The sequence below is a fragment of the Hylemonella gracilis genome, from assembly GCF_004328645.1.
In the GTDB taxonomy this organism is placed as follows: domain Bacteria; phylum Pseudomonadota; class Gammaproteobacteria; order Burkholderiales; family Burkholderiaceae_C; genus Hylemonella; species Hylemonella gracilis_B.
In genome coordinates this window covers 3,444,579-3,463,411 of sequence record NZ_CP031395.1, presented here as the reverse complement: position 1 = coordinate 3,463,411, position 18,833 = coordinate 3,444,579, and the positions used below count along the sequence as shown (strand labels likewise).

15 protein-coding genes are annotated in these 18,833 nt (G+C 65.8%); 7 read left to right on the top strand and 8 right to left on the bottom strand.

The annotated features are described in order from the left end of the window. The first annotated feature begins 20 nt into the window (after positions 1-20). Both uca and DW355_RS16100 read left to right on the top strand, forming a co-directional pair. On the top strand, positions 21-3,674 hold the full coding sequence (gene uca / locus DW355_RS16105; RefSeq protein ID WP_131281607.1) for an urea carboxylase: 3,654 nt from the start codon (positions 21-23) through the stop codon (positions 3,672-3,674). Positions 3,675-3,796: 122 nt separating this feature from the next. Then, complete coding sequence (locus DW355_RS16100; protein ID WP_131281605.1) at positions 3,797-4,441, top strand: dihydrofolate reductase family protein; 645 nt, start codon at positions 3,797-3,799, stop codon at positions 4,439-4,441. A gap of 35 nt (positions 4,442-4,476) precedes the next feature. Here the strand turns inward: DW355_RS16100 and garD are convergent, their stop codons facing one another. The 8 genes from garD to DW355_RS16060 form a co-directional block, all read right to left on the bottom strand. Further along, complete coding sequence (gene garD, locus DW355_RS16095; protein WP_131281603.1) at positions 4,477-6,066, bottom strand: galactarate dehydratase; 1,590 nt, start codon at positions 6,064-6,066, stop codon at positions 4,477-4,479. A gap of 5 nt (positions 6,067-6,071) precedes the next feature. After that, complete coding sequence (locus DW355_RS16090) at positions 6,072-7,100, bottom strand: lactonase family protein (RefSeq protein ID WP_131281601.1); 1,029 nt, start codon at positions 7,098-7,100, stop codon at positions 6,072-6,074. A gap of 28 nt (positions 7,101-7,128) precedes the next feature. After that, the gene (locus DW355_RS16085) at positions 7,129-8,124 is read right to left on the bottom strand and encodes a Bug family tripartite tricarboxylate transporter substrate binding protein (protein WP_131281599.1); all 996 of its coding nucleotides are present in this window, start codon (positions 8,122-8,124) and stop codon (positions 7,129-7,131) included. A gap of 111 nt (positions 8,125-8,235) precedes the next feature. Beyond that, positions 8,236-9,531, bottom strand: coding sequence for a glucarate dehydratase family protein (locus DW355_RS16080; protein WP_131281597.1), 1,296 nt, complete (start codon positions 9,529-9,531; stop codon positions 8,236-8,238). Between the two features lie 31 nt (positions 9,532-9,562). Beyond that, positions 9,563-10,855: a TRAP transporter large permease gene (locus tag DW355_RS16075; RefSeq protein WP_131281595.1), complete on the bottom strand. Its 1,293-nt coding sequence runs from the start codon at positions 10,853-10,855 to the stop codon at positions 9,563-9,565. 42 nt (positions 10,856-10,897) lie between these two features. Beyond that, on the bottom strand, positions 10,898-11,437 hold the full coding sequence (locus DW355_RS16070) for a TRAP transporter small permease (RefSeq protein ID WP_131281593.1): 540 nt from the start codon (positions 11,435-11,437) through the stop codon (positions 10,898-10,900). A gap of 88 nt (positions 11,438-11,525) precedes the next feature. Beyond that, complete coding sequence (locus tag DW355_RS16065; protein ID WP_131281591.1) at positions 11,526-12,500, bottom strand: TRAP transporter substrate-binding protein; 975 nt, start codon at positions 12,498-12,500, stop codon at positions 11,526-11,528. 41 nt (positions 12,501-12,541) lie between these two features. Then, on the bottom strand, positions 12,542-13,369 hold the full coding sequence (locus DW355_RS16060; RefSeq protein WP_131281589.1) for an NAD-dependent epimerase/dehydratase family protein: 828 nt from the start codon (positions 13,367-13,369) through the stop codon (positions 12,542-12,544). Between the two features lie 123 nt (positions 13,370-13,492). Between DW355_RS16060 and DW355_RS16055 the strand changes: the two genes are divergently transcribed. The 5 genes from DW355_RS16055 to gudD all read left to right on the top strand — a co-directional run bounded on the left by DW355_RS16055 (position 13,493) and on the right by gudD (position 18,815). Next, positions 13,493-14,257, top strand: coding sequence for a FadR/GntR family transcriptional regulator (locus DW355_RS16055; RefSeq protein ID WP_131281588.1), 765 nt, complete (start codon positions 13,493-13,495; stop codon positions 14,255-14,257). Between the two features lie 168 nt (positions 14,258-14,425). Further along, positions 14,426-15,337, top strand: a complete 912-nt coding sequence (kdgD, locus tag DW355_RS16050; protein ID WP_131281586.1) for a 5-dehydro-4-deoxyglucarate dehydratase — start codon at positions 14,426-14,428, stop codon at positions 15,335-15,337. Between the two features lie 100 nt (positions 15,338-15,437). Continuing rightward, positions 15,438-16,418, top strand: coding sequence for a Bug family tripartite tricarboxylate transporter substrate binding protein (locus DW355_RS16045; RefSeq protein WP_242671221.1), 981 nt, complete (start codon positions 15,438-15,440; stop codon positions 16,416-16,418). Positions 16,419-16,449: 31 nt separating this feature from the next. Continuing rightward, on the top strand, positions 16,450-17,406 hold the full coding sequence (locus DW355_RS16040; RefSeq protein WP_131281584.1) for a Bug family tripartite tricarboxylate transporter substrate binding protein: 957 nt from the start codon (positions 16,450-16,452) through the stop codon (positions 17,404-17,406). A 74-nt stretch (positions 17,407-17,480) separates the two neighbouring features. Then, the gene (gene gudD / locus DW355_RS16035; RefSeq protein WP_131281582.1) at positions 17,481-18,815 is read left to right on the top strand and encodes a glucarate dehydratase; all 1,335 of its coding nucleotides are present in this window, start codon (positions 17,481-17,483) and stop codon (positions 18,813-18,815) included. The last annotated feature ends 18 nt before the right edge of the window (positions 18,816-18,833 follow it).

The window sequence follows — 18,833 nt, the reverse complement described above, 5'->3', positions numbered from 1 at the left end:
ATCTTTCGAGAGTGACTCGAATGTTTGACAAACTGCTCATCGCCAACCGCGGCGCCATCGCCTGCCGCATCCTGCGCACGCTGCGCGCCTTGAATGTGCAGGGCGTGGCCGTGTATTCCGAGGCCGATGCGGCCAGCCTGCACATCCGGCAAGCCGACACCGCCATCAGCCTGGGCGAAGGCCCGGCAGCGCAAACCTACCTCGTGATCGAGAAGATCCTGGCCGCGGCCCGCGCCAGCGGCGCGCAGGCCATCCACCCGGGTTATGGTTTCCTGTCCGAGAACGCGGCCTTCGCCGAAGCCTGCGAGCAGGCGGGCATTGCGTTTGTCGGCCCCACACCCGAGCAACTGCGGCTCTTCGGCCTCAAGCACACCGCGCGCGCCATCGCCCGGCGGCAGGGCCTGCCCTTGCTTGAGGGCACGGAACTGCTGGACACGCTGGACGCGGCGCTGTCCGCCAGCCGCAAGGTGGGCTACCCCATCATGCTCAAGAGCACGGCGGGCGGCGGCGGCATCGGCATGCGGGTCTGCCGTTCCGCTTCCGAATTGCGCGAGGCCTACGAGGCCGTGCGCCGTCTGGGGCAGAACAACTTCAGCGACTCGGGCGTCTTCATCGAGCAGTACATCGAGCGCGCGCGCCACCTGGAGGTGCAGATCTTCGGCGACGGGTGGGGCGAGGTGATCGCGCTGGGCGTGCGCGACTGCTCGGTGCAGCGGCGCAACCAGAAGGTGCTGGAGGAAACCCCGGCGCCCAATTTGCCCGAGGGCATGGCGGAAGAACTCTGCGCCGCCGCCATCCGGCTCGGCAAGGCGGTGAACTACCGCGGCGCGGGCACGGTGGAGTTCGTCTACGACGACCAGGCGCGGCGCTTCTACTTCCTCGAGGTCAACACGCGCTTGCAAGTCGAGCATGGCGTGACCGAGCAGGTCTGGGGCGTGGACCTGGTGCGCTGGATGGTCGAACTTGCTGCCGGGGATCTGCCGCCTTTGCACGAATTGGCGCGGACGTTGCGGCCACGCGGCCATGCCATCCAGGCGCGGTTGTACGCCGAAGATCCGGGGCGCAACTTCCAGCCTTCGCCGGGCTTGCTGACCCAGGTCGAATTTCCCGAGGCCGACGGCCAGGCCCTGCGCATCGACACCTGGGTCGAGGCGGGCTGCGAGATCCCGCCCTTCTTCGACCCGATGGTGGCCAAGCTCATCACCTGGGCGGAAGGGCTCAATGCGCCGGATGCCCGTGAGCGCGCTCGAAGCGCCCTGGACGAGGCGCTGGCGCGCACGCAACTCTATGGCGTCGAGACCAACCGCGGTTACCTGCGCCAGATCCTCGCCGATGCGCCTTTTGCCACGGGCCAGCCCTGGACGCGTTGCCTCGAACAACTGGTCTACCGCGCCGACACGGTCGAGGTGATCGCCGGTGGCACCCAGACCACGGTCCAGGACTGGCCGGGCCGGGTCGGCTACTGGGCCGTGGGCGTGCCGCCTTCCGGACCCATGGACGATCGCGCGCTGCGCCTGGGCAACCGCCTGCTGGACAATGCACAGTCCGCGGCGGCGCTCGAAATCACCATGAACGGGCCCACACTGCGCTTTCACGCCGCGGCCGTGGTAGCGGTCACGGGCGCGGCCCTGAGCATCACGCTGGACGGCGAGGCACGGCCGATGGACACGGTGTTCGCCATTCCTGCCGGCGCCACGCTGCGCCTGGGCGGCATGGCCGGGGAGGGCGCGCGCAGCTACCTCTGTCTGCGCGGCGGCCTGGACCTGCCGGACTACCTGGGCAGCCAGAGCACCTTCACCCTGGGCCAGTTCGGCGGCCATGTGGGCCGGGCCTTGCGGGCCGGGGATGTGCTGCATCTGCATCCCTTGCGGGAACCCAGCGAGGGTGCGGCGCTGCCGCACGCGCTACGGACTTCGCTGCCCAGTGTGCGCACGCTGCGCGTGATCTACGGCCCGCACGGCGCGCCCGAGTACTTCCAGCCGGCCTACATCGACACTTTCTTCGCCGCCGAGTGGGAAGTGCACTTCAACTCCAGCCGCACCGGCGTGCGCCTGATCGGCCCCAAGCCCGAATGGGCGCGCGACAGCGGCGGCGAGGCCGGCCTGCACCCATCCAACATCCACGACAACCCCTACGCCGTGGGCGCGGTGGACTTCACGGGCGACATGCCCGTGATCCTGGGGCCGGACGGCCCCAGCCTCGGTGGCTTCGTCTGCCCGGTGACGGTGATCGAGGCCGACCTGTGGCAACTCGGCCAGCTCAAGGCCGGCGACAAGCTGCGCTTCGTGCCCGTGGACCTGTCCACGGCGCGTGCGCTGGCGGGGGCGTGGCGCGAGGAGGTGCGTGCCCTGCAGCCCTCGGCCCTGGAGTGGTCGCCCACGCCCGTCGAAGCGCATCGTTCCTCACCCATCGTGCTCGACCTCGGACAGGGCGAGCAGCGCCTCCTGGCGCGGCTGTCGGGCGACACCCATCTCCTGCTTGAAGTCGGTCCACCTGAGCTGGACCTGGTGCTGCGCTTCCGCGTTCACGCGCTGATGCAGACGCTCGAGGCGCGCCGCGCCGCGGGCAGCCTGCCGGGTGTGATCGACCTCACGCCGGGCATCCGCTCCTTGCAAGTCCACTACGACCCCACCCAACTGCCCCTGGCGCAACTGCTCCAGGATCTCGCGGGCTTGTGGGACAGCGTCTGCGCCGCGCGGGACTTGAAGGTGCCTTCGCGCATCGTGCACCTGCCCTTGTCCTGGGACGACCCGGCCTGCCAACTGGCCATCGAGAAGTACATGACCACGGTGCGCAAGGACGCGCCCTGGTGCCCGAGCAATCTGGAGTTCATCCGCCGCATCAATGACCTGAGCGGCCTCGACGAGGTGCGGCGCATTGTCTTCGAAGCCAGCTACCTGGTGCTGGGCCTGGGCGATGTGTACCTGGGCGCGCCGGTGGCCACGCCGCTGGACCCGCGCCACCGCCTGGTGACCACCAAGTACAACCCCGCGCGCACCTGGACGGCGGAAAATTCGGTGGGCATCGGCGGGGCCTACCTCTGCGTCTACGGCATGGAAGGGCCTGGCGGTTACCAGTTCGTGGGCCGCACCCTGCAGATGTGGAATCGCTACCGCTACATGCACGAGGACATGGCCGCCTTCGGTGGCCAGCCCTGGCTGCTGCGCTTCTTCGACCAGATCCGCTTCGAGCCGGTCAGCGCCGAGGAACTGTTGCGCATCCGCCGTGACTTTCCGCTGGGCCGTTATCCGCTGCGCATCGAGCAGACGGAGCTGGCCCTGGCCGATTACCAGGCCTTGCTTGCGCGCGAAGCCGAGGGCATCGCCGCCTTCCGCGCGCACCAACAGGCCGCATTCAATGCGGAGCGTGAACGCTGGATCGCCACCGGCCAAGCGCACTTCGAGAGCACGGAAGCGGCCGTGGAGGCAGCGGACGAGGCGCCGCTGGCGGCCGGTCAGGTGGGCGTGGAAAGCTTCATCGCGGGCAACCTCTGGCAGCTGCAAGTCAGCGTGGGCCAGGCCGTGCAGGCCGGCCAAGTGTTGGCCGTGCTGGAGTCCATGAAGATGGAAATCGCCCTGCAGGCGCCCTGCAAGGGCGTGGTGCGTGAGCTGCGTGTGCAGCCAGGCGCACCCGTGCGCGCGGGGCAGTACGTGGTGGTGCTGGAAGAGGCGTGAGGGAGGTCGCGCACCGGCATGGCGGGGTGTCGGGGCCGTGGAGTCCCGGTCGCCTATAGTCCCTGGCGCGCATTCGGTTTTGTTTCCTTGCGCGCATTTCCATGCACAACCAGGAGAACCCCATGCCCAAACTCCGGGTGGCCGCTTTCTCGGTCTCGCTTGATGGTTTTGGCGCCGGTGTCGACCAGAGTCTGGAGAACCCGCTCGGCGTGGGCGGCATGCGCTTGCACGAGTGGTTCTTCGGCACGACCACGTTCCAGGCGATGACCGGCGCCGCGGGTGGCGAAGCCCATGTCGATGATGCCTACGCGAAGCGCAGCTTCGATAACCTGGGCGCGTGGATCTTGGGGCGCCATATGTTCGGGCCGGTGCGTGGTCCTTGGCTGGATGATTCGTGGCGGGGCTGGTGGGGCGACAACCCGCCTTACCACGTCCCGGTCTTCGTGCTGACGCACCATGCCCGGCCGCCGCTGGAGATGAAGGGTGGCACGGTCTTCCATTTCATCACCGCAGGCATCCATGAGGCGCTGGCCCGTGCCCGCGAGGCGGCAGGTCCGCGCGATGTGCGCGTGGGCGGTGGTGTGGCGACGGTGCGGCAGTACCTGGAGGCGGGTCTGATCGACGAGATGCACCTGGCGATCACGCCGACCCTGTTGGGGCGCGGCGAGGCCTTGTTCGCCGGGATCGATCTGGTGGCGCAGGGGTTCCGCTGTATCGAGCAGGTCGGCACGCCGAAGGCCTTGCACGTCGTGCTGGCAAAAGACTGAGGCCGCGCCGCTTGCCTGCCTGTTTCAGCGTGAATTCAGGTGATCGGCGCCGGGTTGAACAGCACCAGGGAGTTGTGCAGCTTCCATTGCTCGGCCCAGGTCTTCTTGCCGCTGGCCACGTCGAGCAGCAAACGGAAGAGCTCCCAACCCGCTTCCTCGATCGTGAGCTCACCGTCGGCCACACGGCCGGCGTTCACGTCCATCAGGTCGTGCCAGCGCTTGGCGAGCTCGGTGCGCGTGGCCACCTTGATCACCGGGCATTCGGCCAAGCCATAGGGGGTGCCGCGGCCCGTGGTGAAGACGTGCAGGTTCATGCCTGCCGCGAGTTGCAGCGTGCCGCAGATGAAGTCGGAGGCGGGCGTGGCCGCGTAGACCAGGCCACGTTGCTCACGACTCAGCTTGCTGCCGGGCGAGAGCACGTGGGCGATGGGCGCCGTGCCGCTCTTGATGATGGAGCCCATGGCCTTCTCGACGATGTTCGACAGGCCGCCGGCCTTGTTGCCCGGCGTGGTGTTGGCGGCGCGGTCCACGCGACCGCGTTCCAGGTACTGGTCGTACCAGCCGAGTTCGCGCACGATTTCCTCGGCCACGGCCGGCGTGGCGGCGCGGCTGGTGAGCTGTTCCACCGCGTCGCGCACCTCGGTGTTCTCGCTGAACATGATGGTGGCACCCGCGCGCACCAGCAGATCGGCCATATAGCCCACGGCGGGGTTGGCCGTCACGCCGGAAAATGCATCGCTGCCCCCGCACTGCACGCCCACCACCAACTCGCTGGCCGGCACGGTCTCGCGGCGGCGCGCGTTCAGGCGTTCCAGATGCCTTTGGGCCGTGACCATGATGTCGTCGATCATGCTCATGAAGCCGATGTGCGCGCTGTCCTGCAGGCAGACCACGTCGAGCTTGTCGTCGATTTGTTCGCCTTGCTGACCCGCTTCCTGGATCGGGATGCCGCGGAAACTCCCGGGCGGCAGCAAGCGCTCGGGCTGCAGCTTCTCGCAACCCAGGCTGACCACCATCACCTCGCCGCCGAAGTTGGGGTTGAGGCTGATGTTGCGCAGCGTGCGGATCGGGATCGGTGCCTCGGGCGCGTCAATCGCCACGCCGCAGCCGTAGGTGTGCTCCAGGCCAACGACGCCATCGACGTTCGGGTACTTCGGCAGCAGTTCCTTGCGGATGCGTTCCACCGCCACGTCCACCACCCCGGCCACGCACTGCACCGTGGTCGTGATGGCCAGCAAGTTGCGCGTGCCGACCGAGCCGTCCGGGTTGCGGTAGCCCTCGAAGGTGTGGCCCGACAGGGGCTCGGGCGTGGGCCGCTTGACGGTGGCCATGGGCAGGCCTTGCAGTTCACGCGCGGCCGGCATGTCCAGCAGGCGCTCATGCACCCAACTGCCGGCCGGGATGTCGGCCTTGGCGTAGCCGATGGGCACACCGTAGCGCAGGATCGCCGTACCGACCGGAATGTCCACCAGCGCGACCTTGTGCGCCTGCGGTACCTTGTCGCGCAGCGTGAGGCCGGGGTACTCGGCGCCCAGCGCCGTGCCCGCAGGCAGGCCGCCTTCGTTGGCGACGATGGCCACGTTGTCCGTGGCCTGCATGCGGATGATGATGGGCGAGTTGCTCATGGCGTTCAATGGTGATCGACGATCTCGATCCAGTTCGGGCCCTGGCCCACGTTCATGCGCTGCGTTGCGTTGAGGCGGCCACTGTCAGGGTCTATCTTGTAGAGGGTGATGGCATGGGAGACCTGTCCGGCCGCGATCAGCCAGCGGCCGGAGCTGTCGATCTGGAAGCCGCGTGGCTGCTGTTCCGTGGTCTGGTGCCCGACCAGACTCAGTGCACCGCTGGCCGCATCCACCCGCCAGATGGCCAAGGTGCTGGAGGTGCGCTCGCAAGTGTAGAGGAAACGACCATCGGGCGTCAGGTGAAGGTCGGCGGCCCAGGCCTTGCCGGTGAAATCCGGCGGCAGGGTAGGCCAGTGCTGCTTGCGTCTGAGCTGGCCCCGGCCGGCGTCGACCTCGAGCAATTCCACCGTGGCATCCAGCTCGCCCAGCAGGTAGGCGTGGCGACCATTGGGGTGGAAGACCAGATGGCGCGGTCCACTGCCAGCGCGGGCCTCCATCGTGGGCGGATCGTTGGCGGTGAGCTGTCCACTGCCTGCGTCAAAACGCCACTGGAAAACCTGGTCCGTTCCAAGACTGGTGATGTAAACATGGCGGTTGGCCGCGTCGGGGATGGCTGCATGGGCATTCTTGCCATTGGGCACGATCTGAACAGCCGGTGCAGGCTGGCCGTCCGCCGCAATCGGCGACAGGCTGGCGCGGTTGCCGCCGTAAGACGCGGCGAAGAGCCATCGCCCGCTGTGGTCGGCGGCGATGTAGGCCATGCTGTCCGGCAGGGCAGCCCTGCCCAGCTCGCTGAGCCGGCCCGTGGCAGGGTCGATCGTGAAAGCCAGGACCGCATAAGGCTCCGAACGCAGCGCGGCGTACAGCACATGCCGCTGAGGACTCAGGGCCAGGGGCATCACCATGCCGCCCACGGGCAAGGTCTGCACCAGGCTCAAGCTGCCGTGCTCGCGGTCCAGGCGCAGCACGCTGATGTCCCGGCTGTCGGCATTGGACACGTAGACCGTGGCCGGTGTAGAGGGAGAAACGGACATGGTGATGCGAGGTTCGGTGCGCGGGGAATCAATCGGCCTTGATGCCCGCCGCCTTGATCACCTGAGCCCACTTGGCGACTTCTGCTTTCTGGTAGTCGGCGAGCTGGGCGGGTGTCATGGTGGACGGCACCATGCCAAAACTTTTCAGGCGTGCCTGAATGTCGGGTGTGGCGACGATCTTCATGATCTCCGCGTGCAGGCGATCCACGACCGCCTTGGGCGTGCCAGCGGGCGCGAACACGGCTTGCCAGGAACCCATGTCGAAACCCTTCTGACCGGCTTCGGCGATGGTCGGCACGTCCGGCAGGGACTCCAGGCGCTTGGCGCTGGTCACCGCGATGGGGCGCAGTTTGCCAGACTGGATGTGGGGGCCAACGATGAGCGTGGTGTCGAACATCATGTCCACCTGGCCGCCGATCACGTCCTGCACGGCCGGGCCGCTGCCTTTGTAGGGCACGTGCGTGAACTTCACGCCGGATTGGTAAGACAGCAGCTCCAGCGCCATGTGCGGGGACGTGCCGGTGCCCGGCGAGGCCGAGGACAGGCCGCCGTCTCGGGCCTTGCTGGCGGCCAGCACATCGTTCAACGTTTTGTAGGGGCTGGCGGCAGGCACCACCAGCACCAGCGGGCCTGAGCCCAGCATGGCCACGGGCATGAAGGACTTGATCGGGTCGTAGTCGATCTTGGCGTACAGGCTGACGTTGATCGCGTGCGAGCTGATGGTGCCGCCCAGAATCGTGTAGCCATCGGCGGGTGCGCGTGCCGCGATCGCAGAGCCCACGCTGCCGCCCGCGCCGCCCTTGTTGTCGATGACCACCGGTGTGCCCAGTGCCGTGCTCAAGGCCGGAGCGATCAGGCGCGCAAGCGTGTCCGTGTTGCCCCCGGGTGCGAAGGGCACCAGGTAGGTGATGGCTTTGCCGGTGGGCCAGCTGCCTTGCGCGGCGGCAGGCAGGGTGAAACAGGTGGCGCTCAGCAGCAGAGTACCGGCGCAGATGACGCGGTGGATCAGCGTACGACGTTGCATGAATGTCTCCTCGTTTGGACTTGGACAAAAGCGTGATGTTGTCACGCGTCAGAACCGTGATCTGCGCAAGACGAGGGCCGTATGTTTGTCCGTGCGCCTCGCCCGGCGGTTTCAGAAGCGCGGCTGGACGCCCGTGAACGTCGGGTCGTACTTTTTCATCTGCCTCAGGTCGTCGCGGTTGCGGATGCCGCAGCGCAGGTAATTGTCGTGCAGGCGGGCCAGGGCCTCGCGGTCGATCGTCACGCCCAGGCCGGGGCCGGTGGGCACACGCAGGCTGCCGTTCTCGAACTTCAGGCGGCCGCCGGTGACGATTTCCTCGTCCTGCCAGGGATAGTGCGTGTCGCAGGCGTAGGTCAGCAGCGGCACGCTGGCGCAGAGGTGGGTCATGGCCACCAGGCTGATGCCCAGGTGCGAATTGCTGTGCATGGACAGCCCCAGGTCGAAGGTGCGGCAGAGCATGGACAACTGCTGCGTGGCACGCAGGCCACCCCAGTAGTGGTGGTCACTGAGGACGATCTTGACGGGGCAGCCCATCTCGACATTGCGACGGAACTCGGCGAAGTCGGTCACCACCATGTTGGTGGCCAGGGGCACGTCGCATTCGCGCGCCACGGCGGCCATGCCGTCCAGGCGGGGCGCCGGGTCTTCGTAATACTCCAGCACGCCGCGCAACTGCTGCACGATCTTCAGGCTGGTTTCCACCGTCCAATTGCCGTTGGGGTCGATGCGCAGCGGCTTGCCCGGGAAGGCCGTCGCCAGCGCCAGGATGCCCGCAGCCTCCTGCTCGGGCGGCAGAGCGCCCGCCTTGAGCTTGATGCTCTGGAAACCGTACTGGTCGATCATGCGCCGCGCCTGGGCGACGAGCTGCTCGGGCGTGAGCGCTGCGCCCCAGGCATCAGGCGCATAAGGCTGCTCGATGTGTTCGGCGTACTTGTAGAACAGGTAGGCCGAGTAGGGCACGCGGTCGCGCGCCGCGCCGCCCAGCAAGTCCACCACGGGCGCGTTCGCCAACTGACCTTGCAGGTCCATCATCGCCACTTCAAAGGCGCTGATCACCTTGGCCACGGTCTTGGAGACATGCGTGCCTGGCGCCAGCGAGACCTGTTGCGTCAGGAACTCCGAGGTGGTTTGTTTCGGCGGCGTGACCAGCGCACGCACGCGCACTTCCATCTCATTGAGCGACCAGGGCGACAACCCCTGCAAGGCGGGCGCGGCCTTGGCCAAGGCCTCAAGCATGGGCAGATCGCCGTAGCTTTCGTTGATCCCCACCAGGCCCGAAGCCGTCTCGATCTCGATGATGGAGCGCAGCGCCCAGGGCTCGTGGATGCCCGCTGCGTTGAGCAGCGGTGGATCGCGGAAGGCGATGGGCGTGACGCGGACGTGCCGGATGGCGTGCGAGGTACTCATGGCGGGCGGGAAACGGGAGGGATGTCCAGGGTCACTTGATCAGCATGTGGGGCAGCCAGAGCGAGAAGGCTGGCACGTAGGTCACGAGCATCAGACAGAACGTGAGCGCGCCATAGAAGGGCAGGATGGATCGCATGACCTGCCCGACCGAGATCTCGCCGATTGCGCAGCCGACGAACTGTGTCACGCCCACTGGCGGGGTGTTCAGACCCAGCGCGCAGTTGATCAGCATCACGATGCCGAACTGCACCGGATCCATGCCGAACTGCACTGCGATGGGCAGGAAGATGGGCGTGCAGACCAGGATGGTGGCGGCCATGTCGAGGAAGGTGCCGAGCAGGAACAGCAGGATGTTGATCATCAGGAAGATCACCCAGGGCTCGCTGCTGATGCTCTGCATCAGCTCGCCGGTCTTCTGGGGTACTTCGTACAAGGCCATGAAGTAGCCGAAGGCCGAGGAGATGCCGATCAGCAGCAGCACCACCCCCGTGGTCTTGCAGGCTTTCGCGCAGGCCTTCATGAAGTCCTGCCACTTGAGTGAGCGGTACACCAGCGCAGTGACCAGCAAGGCCCACAGCACCGCCACCGAGGCCGATTCGGCGGGCGTGAAGATGCCCGAAAGAATGCCTGCCAGGATGATGACGACGATCAGCAGGCCGGGCGCAGCGGCCATCGCGGTGCGCAGCACTTCGCGCCAGCCGGGGAACTGGCCACGCGTGGCGTATCCGCGCTTGACCGCGACGTAATAGGCCGCGCCCAGGTTGCACAGCGTGAGCAGCAGCGCGGGTATGACACCGGCCAGGATCATGGCGAGCACGCTGACCGAGGCGATGCCCGTGGTGGCCAGCGTGAAGATGATGATGTTGTGCGAGGTCGGCATCAGCACGCCAACCAGAGCGGCGTGGGTGGTGACGTTGACCGCATAGTCGGCGTCGTAGCCTTCCTTTTTCATCAGCGGGATCATCACTGAACCCATGGCGGACACATCGGCCAAGGCCGAGCCCGACACGCCGCCGAACAGCGTGCAGCCGACGACGTTGCTCATGCCCAGGCCGCCGCGCACATGGCCCACGAGGCTGTTGGCGAAGCGCACGATGCGGTCGGCGATGCCGCCGTAGAGCATGAGTTCACCGGCGAACACGAAGAAGGGGATGGCCATGAAGGAGAAAACCTGCATGCCGCCAACCATCTTCTGGAAAACGACGGGCACCGGCACACCGGCGTAGAGCACGGTGGCCACGGAGGCCAGGCCAATCGAGAAAGCCACGGGCACGCCGATGAGCAGCAGGGCGAGGAAAGTGATGGAGAGTACGGCCAGTTCCATGATGGGTGTGCCTTGTCGCGGGAATTTGCGGTGAGAGAAAAGTCAGTGCCAGGCCGGAACGACTTCTTCGCCGCGCAGCAGAGCCAGGATGTGTTCGAAGGAGAACATCACGATGAGCACGCCGGCGATGACCAGCGCGAGGTAATCGAGACCCGCGGGCACGCCCAGCAGGGGATCGAGCTCGTCCCATTTGAGACGGGTCCAGAGCCAGCCGCTCGAGACCATGATGGCGCCGAACAGGGCGATGAGCGCGTGGATCAGAAGTTCCACCTTCAGGCGCATCGATTCGGGCAAGAGCGTGACCAGTGATTCCAGGCCGATGTGGCCCGCGTCACGCACACCCACGGCCACGGCCAGCGCAGTGATGTAGAGCACCAACTGCAGCGCCAGGGCCTCGGTCCAGGTGGGGGTGTCGTTGAAGACGTAGCGGCCGATCACCTGGGTCTGCACCGAGAGGATCAGCGCGAGCAGGCCCACGATGGCCAGCATCAGACTGATCTTGCTGAGGAAGGCACAGAATCGGGTGTAGAGGTGGGTGGCGGGCGGGCGATGGGGCGAGCCGGCGTTAGGCGTGAAGGTCATGGGAGCGTCGTCTGGAGGGACGTAAAGGGAAACAGGCGCACGTCCGGTGCGGCCGGGGCCGCAGGAACGTGCGCCTCTGGCGCGGAACTTACTTGGTGTCCTGCACGGCCTTCACCAGGCGCTGCAGATCAGGCGTGGTGATGAACTTGTCGTAGACGGGCTTCATGGCGTTCTGGAACTCGGCCTTCTTCACGTCCTTGACGAGCGTGGCGCCGGCCTTGGTCACGATGTCGATGGCCTTGGCGGTCTGCTCGTCCCACTTCTGGCGCTGGAATTTCACCGATTCCTTGGCCGTTTCACGGAACAGTGCCTGGTCAGCGGGCGACAGCTTGTCGAAGAAGGCCTTGGAGATCACCAGCATCTCGGGCGCCATGGAATGCTCGGTGTACGAGAAGTACTTGACCGCTTCGTAGTGCTTGAAGCCTTCGTACGAGGGTTCATTGTTCTCGGCGGCATCGATCACGCCGGTCTTGAGAGCGGTGTAGACCTCGGCGGTCGGCATGGGCGTGGCGTTGGCGCCCATGGCGTTGGCCACGGCCACCCACAGGTCGGAGGGCTGCACGCGGATCTTCATTCCCTTGACGTCGGCCAGGGTGCGCACCGGCTTCTTGGCGTAGATGGAGCGCGCACCGCTGTCGTAGAAGGCCAGGCCGACCAGACCCTGGTGCTCGCAGCCCTTGAGGATTTCCTCGCCGATCGGACCGTCCAGCGACTTGCGCATGTGCGAGATCGAACGGAACAGGAAGGGCATGGTGGGCACCAGGCTCTTGGGGCAGATGGAGTTCAGCGAGCTGATGTTGACGCGGTTCATCTCCAGTGCGCCGATCTTCACCTGGTCCAGGGTTTCCTTTTCGGAACCCAGGGCGCTCTTGTTGAAGACCTTGATCTTGTACTTGCCGCCGCTGCGCTTTTCCAGTTGCTCGCTCATATAGCGCACGGCAGCGACGGTGGGGTAGTCATCGCTGTTGTGCACGTCGGCCGAGCGCAGTTCGACGGCCGATGCGGCGCCAGCCAAGCCGATGGCGGCCAGCAGCGCGACGAGGGGGCGCAAGGATTTTTTCATGGTTGTCTCCTGGTTGGTTGTGTGTGGAGGGAAGGGGAAACTCAATTCTTGTCGAACGGGCCCTGCCTGACGAAGCCGCCACCATGGTGAATGAGGGCGTCGTCCTTCGGGTCAATCACGGGTTGGCGGGCCTCGACGGCGGCGCGGAAGCGTTCCGAGCTGTCCTGCGGGCGATAGCCGATGTGCCGGGCCTTGCTGTTGTCATACCAAGCGGTCGCGTTGTCGCTGATGCCGTAGATCACGCTGTGGCCGACCACGGGCGCGGTCAGCGATGACATCACCAGACGCTCCAGGTCGTCGTAGCTCATCCAGGTGCCCAGCATGCGGCGGTCGCGCGGTTCGGGGAAGGACGAGCCGATGCGCAGGGACACCGTCTCGATGCCATAGCGGTCCCAATAGAACTGGGCCAGGTTCTCGCCAAAGGCCTTGGACAGGCCGTAATAGCCGTCGGGTCGCATCGGCACATCGGTGCCGACCACCTGGTCCTGGCGGTAGAAGCCGGTGACGTGGTTGGAGCTGGCGAAGACGATGCGCCGGGCGCCGTGGCGGCGAGCGCCTTCGTAGACATGGTAAGTGCCGGTGATGTTGGCGGGCAGGATCTCTTCGAAGGAATGTTCCGTGGAGATACCGCCGAGGTGCACCACGGCGCTGACGCCTTCGAGCAGCTTGTCCACGGCGGCCTTGTCCTCCAGGGCCACGGGCATCACTTCCTCGCCGGACCCGGCCGCGCCCAGATCGGCAATGTCGGACAGGCGCAGCACGTCGCAATAGGCCTTGAGGCGGCGGCGCAGTTCCCGCCCCAGGCCGCCGGCGGCGCCGGTCAGCAACAGACGAGGAAAGCGCAAAGAGGTCGAATGGGCGGCGGACATGAGGGGAAGCGAGGGGCTGAGGCGGTTTGAAGCGCGGGATGGATCAGATAAAGTCGGAAGACAACTTGCAATTTGTTATCAGTTGTCGTACAACAATCTTCGTGCCTCGCAGAAGGCTTGTCAATGCCAAGTAACTCAGGGGAATCCCCAGTGCCCACCGCTTTTCGTCGTCGTCCTCGCACCCTGGCTTTGGAGCTGGTGGAGTCATTGGGCGACCGCATCCGGGATGGCCGCATCGCTTCTGGCGACAAGCTGCCGACCGAGGCGGCCATCATGGCCGAGTTCGGCGTCAGCCGCACCGTGGTGCGCGAGGCCATTTCCAAGATGCAGGCCGCGGGGCTGGTGGAGACGCGCCACGGCATAGGCACGTTCGTGGTCGGCCTGGGTGACGGCGCGGCCTTTCGCATCGCGCCTGAACACCTGGGCACGCTGCGCGACGTGATCGCTGTGCTCGAGCTGCGCATCGGCATCGAAACCGAGGCCGCGGCCCTGGCGGCCACCCGCCGCACCCAGCGCAATCTGGAGGAAATGCGGACCTCGCTGGACGCTTTCTCGGCGGCGCTGGTCGAGGGGCGCGACGCCGTGGGGCCGGATTTCCAGTTCCATCTTGAAATCGCGCGCGCCACGCAGAACCCACACTTCGCCGACTTCATGGGCACCCTGGGCACCATGATCATTCCGCGTGCCCGTCTGGGCGCGGGGGAAGACGCGCAGGAGGAGGCTTTGCGCTACCTGCAGCGCGCCAACGGCGAGCACGAAAACATCTACGACGCCATCGTCAGTCAGGATCCGGAGGCTGCCCGGGCCGCCATGCGCACGCATCTGGCCAACAGTCGGGAGCGCCGCCGCCGCGCCGCGCTGCTGTCCGGGGAATTCGGCAGCAAATAAGAAAAAGACCGGGCGCCCGCCCGTGCTTGGATGGCAAGGCGGGGTGCTCAAGGGTTTGCCTGAGGTTGACAGACGGTGTTCATGTTGTACGATGACTGATAAGTTGTGCCGTCGAAGCACGCCATGTATCCATTCACCCGTCCCATTCAGACAGATCTCAGGAGTCCCATGAATCCGCAAGAACTCAAATCCATCATGTCTCACGGCCTGTTGTCGTTCCCGATCACGGACTTCGACGAGCAGGGTGAGTTCCGTCCCAAGACCTACATCGAGCGCCTGGAATGGCTGGCCCCGTACGGCGCGAGCGCGCTGTTTGCCGCGGGTGGCACGGGTGAATATTTCTCGCTGTCCGGCCCCGAGTACGGCCAGGTCATCAAGACCGCCGTGGACACCTGCCGCGGCAAGGTGCCGATCATTGCTGGTGCCGGCGGTCCGACCCGCACCGCCATTGCCCACGCACAGGAAGCCGAGCGCCTGGGCGCGCACGGCATCCTGCTGTTGCCACACTACCTGACCGAAGCTGGGCAGGAGGGGTTGATCGCCCACGTGGAGGCTGTCTGCAAGAGCGTGAAGTTCGGCGTCATCGTTTACAACCGCGACCGCACCCGGCTGACGCCTAACTCGCTGGCCGTCCTGGCCGAGCGCTGCCCCAACCTGGTCGGCTTCAAGGACGGCGTGGGCAACATCGAGATCATGTCGTCCATCTATATGAAGATGGGTGACCGCTTCGCCTACCTGGGCGGCCTGCCGACCGCGGAAGTCTATGCCGCGGCCTATAAGGCGCTGGGCACGCCGGTGTATTCGTCAGCGGTCTTCAATTTCATCCCCAAGACCGCGATGGAGTTCTACCAGGCTGTGGCCGCCAACGACATGGCGACCCAGCATCGCCTGCTGAAGGAATTCTTCATGCCTTACCTGAACATTCGCAATCGTGTCGAAGGGTATGGCGTGAGCATCATCAAGGCCGGCGCCAAGATCGTGGGCCATGACGGCGGCCCCGTGCGCGCGCCCTTGACCGACCTCAAGCCGGCCGAAATGGAAGAACTCGCCGCGCTCATCAAGAAGCTGGGCCCGCAGTGATGGACTGAAGCGTTTCCAAGCAAATGTCGGAAAACAAAATACAAAAGCCCGACGGCAGAAGCTGGAAAGTAAAAAGCCGAATGGCAAAAGGAGACAAGACATGATGAAGAAACGTGCATTCATGCTCGCTGCGGCCAGCATGCTGGCCCTGGTGGGTGGCGCTCTTGCGCCGGCCCAGGCCGCCGATTACCCCAGCAAGGCGATCCGCATCGTCGTGCCGTTCCCTGCCGGGGGCACGTCCGACGTGCTGGCGCGACTGATCGGCAGCAAGATGAGCGACAAGCTCGGCCAACCCGTGATCGTCGAAAACCGCCCGGGCAGTGCTGGCAACCTGGGCGCTGACCTGGTGGCCAAGTCGCCGGCTGATGGCTACACCTTCGTGCTGATGGACGTGGGCAACCTGACCATCAGCCCTGCGCTCTACAAGCTGCCTTTTGATGTGCTGCGGGATTTTGCGCCGGTGGCCATGGTCGGGTATTCGCCGCACCTGCTGGTCGTGAGCACCCAGGTGCCGGCCGACAACCTCGCCGACTTTGTCAAGTACGCCAAGGCCAATCCGGGCAAGTTGAACTACGCGGCGGCGGCCGGCATGGGCAGCGCCACCCATCTCGCCGGCGTGCAGTTCGCCCGCCGCCAGGGCATCGACTGGAGCTACGTGCCCTACAAGGGCGGCGCGCAAGCCATGACCGACCTGGTCGGTGGGCACATGGACGTGACCTTCAATGGCATGGTCGCCACCTACCCGCACGTCAAGTCCGGCAAGCTCAAGCTGCTGGCGGTGTCCAGCGCCAAGCGCTGGAGCGAGCTACCCAACGTGCCGGCCGTGGCCGAGAGCCTGCCCGGTTTCCTGACCGGCAGCTGGCAGGGGCTGCTGGCACCGGCGGGCACGCCGCCAGCCGTGATCCGCGCGGTGCACGAAGAAGTGCTGCGCGTCACGGCCTTGCCCGAGATCCGCGACAAGCTTCAGACTCTGGGCTTCGAACCCTCGCAGATGAGCCCCGCCGAGTTCGGCGCTTGGCTCAAGGCCGAAATCCCGGCCATGGCCAAGATCGTGAGTGACGAAAAAATCACCGTGGAATAAACCCGCCCGAGAGGCATCACAGGAGACAGAGATGAAAAAAACCTTGCTGACCTTCCTGCTGGCGATCAGCGCCAGCTTCGGGGCCTGGGCCTGGCCGGACAAGCCGGTCACCCTGCTCGTGCCTTTCCCGCCGGGGGGCTCGACCGACCTGATCGCGCGCACGCTCGCGGCCAAGTTGCAGGAGAAACTGGGGGGTACTTTTGTCGTGGACAACAAGGCAGGTGCAACGGGCACCATTGGCGCGGCCCAGGTGGCACGGGCCGCGCCGGACGGGTACACGATCCTCGTGGCCTCGCTTGGCCCCTACGTGATCGCCCCGCATCTGCTGACCAAGGTGCCTTACGACGCGCTCAAGGACTTCGACTACATCACCGTCGCCGTGCAAGCCCCCAATGTGCTCGTGGTGCCAGAGGCTTCGCCGCACAATTCCTTGAAGGACGTGCTGGCCTATCTGCGCGCCAATCCCGACAAGATGACCTTCGCGTCGTCTGGCAGCGGCAGCAGCGATCATCTGACCGCCGAACTCTTCTGGCAGCAGACCAAGACCTCGGGCGTGCATGTGCCCTACAAGGGCGGTGGTCCGGTGATGACCGATCTGCTCGGCGCCCAGGTGGACTCGTCCTTCATGAACATCAACACCGCCATGCCGCAGATCAAGGCCGGCAAGCTCAAGGCCCTGGCCATCACCAGCGCCAAGCGCTCGCCGCTGCTGCCCGACGTCCCCACCCTGGAGGAATCGGGCATCAAGGACGCCAACGTCTACTCCTGGCAAGCCGTGGCCGCGCCCAAGGGCCTGCCCGCCGCCATCAAGACCAAGTTGCACGCAGCCATTGTCGCGGCGCTGAACGAGCCCGACGTCAAGCCCAAGCTGCTTGAGCTGGGCTTCGAAATCGTGGGCAACACGCCCGCGCAGTTCACCGCCTACCAGGCCGCCGAATTCGCGCGCTGGAAGAAGCTGATCGCGGATCGCAACATCACGGCCAACTGAGTTTTCCCTTACGCAACCTGCGACCTCACCCCCCGCCTTCATTTTCGAAGGCTCTGATTGTTTTTCTCGACCCCATGTCCAAGCATTCCACTCCCGTCATCACCGCATTGCGCGCCGTGCCCGTCGCCGGGCAGGACAGCATGTTGCTCAACCTGTCGGGCGCGCACGCCCCGTACTTCACGCGCAACTTGCTGATCTTGCGCGACAGTGCGGGCCGCACGGGCGTGGGCGAGGTGCCGGGGGGCGAGAAGATCCGTCTGACCTTGGAAGATGCCGCGGAATTGGTGGTCGGCAAGCCTTTGGGCGAAGTGCAGGCGGTGCTCAATGCCATGCACGCCCGCTTCGCTGACCGCGACGTGGGCGGGCGAGGTCTGCAGACCTTCGACCTGCGCACCACCATCCATGCGGTGACGGCGGTGGAAAGCGCCATGCTGGACCTGTTGGGGCAGCACCTGAACGTGCCCCTGGCCGCCTTGCTGGGCGAGGGCCAGCAGCGCGCCTCGGTGGAGATGCTGGGTTATCTGTTCTTCATTGGTGACCGGGGCAAGACCGATCTGCCTTACCGCGACGAAGCGGGTTCCGACGACACTTGGTTTCGCCTGCGCAACCAGGTTGCCATGACGCCCGAATCCGTGGTGCGACTGGCCGAGGCCGCGCATGCCAAGTACGGCTTCAACGATTTCAAGCTCAAGGGGGGCGTGCTGCGTGGCGACGAAGAGGTTGACGCCGTGATCGCCTTGCACGAGCGCTTCCCGCAGGCCCGCGTGACGCTGGACCCCAATGGCGGCTGGCTGCTCAAGGATGCGATCCGTCTGGGCCAACGCATGCGCGGCGTGGTGGCCTACGCCGAAGACCCCTGCGGCGCGGAAGAAGGCTTCAGCGGCCGTGAAGTGATGGCCGAGTTCCGCCGTGCCACGGGTCTGCCCACGGCAACCAACATGGTCGCCACCGACTGGCGGCAGATGACGCATGCGCTCTCGCTGCAAAGTGTTGATATTCCCTTGGCCGACCCCCATTTCTGGACCATGGCCGGCTCCGTGCGCGTGGCCCAGACCTGCCGCGATTGGGGCCTGACCTGGGGTTCGCATTCCAACAACCACTTCGACGTTTCACTCGCCATGTTCACGCACGTGGCCGCAGCCGCGCCCGGCAAGGTCACCGCCATCGACACGCACTGGATCTGGCAGGATGGCCAGCACCTGACGAAGGAACCGCTGCGCATCGTCAATGGCCATGTGCGGGTGCCGTCCCGGCCGGGCCTGGGCGTGGAGCTGGACATGGTCGAGGTCGAGAAAGCCCACCAGCTCTATCTGCAGCATGGTCTGGGCGCGCGCGACGACGCCATGGCCATGCAATACCTGATCCCCGGCTGGAAGTTCGACAATAAGCGTCCCTGTCTGGTTCGTTGACCCCGATGCCCATCCCTG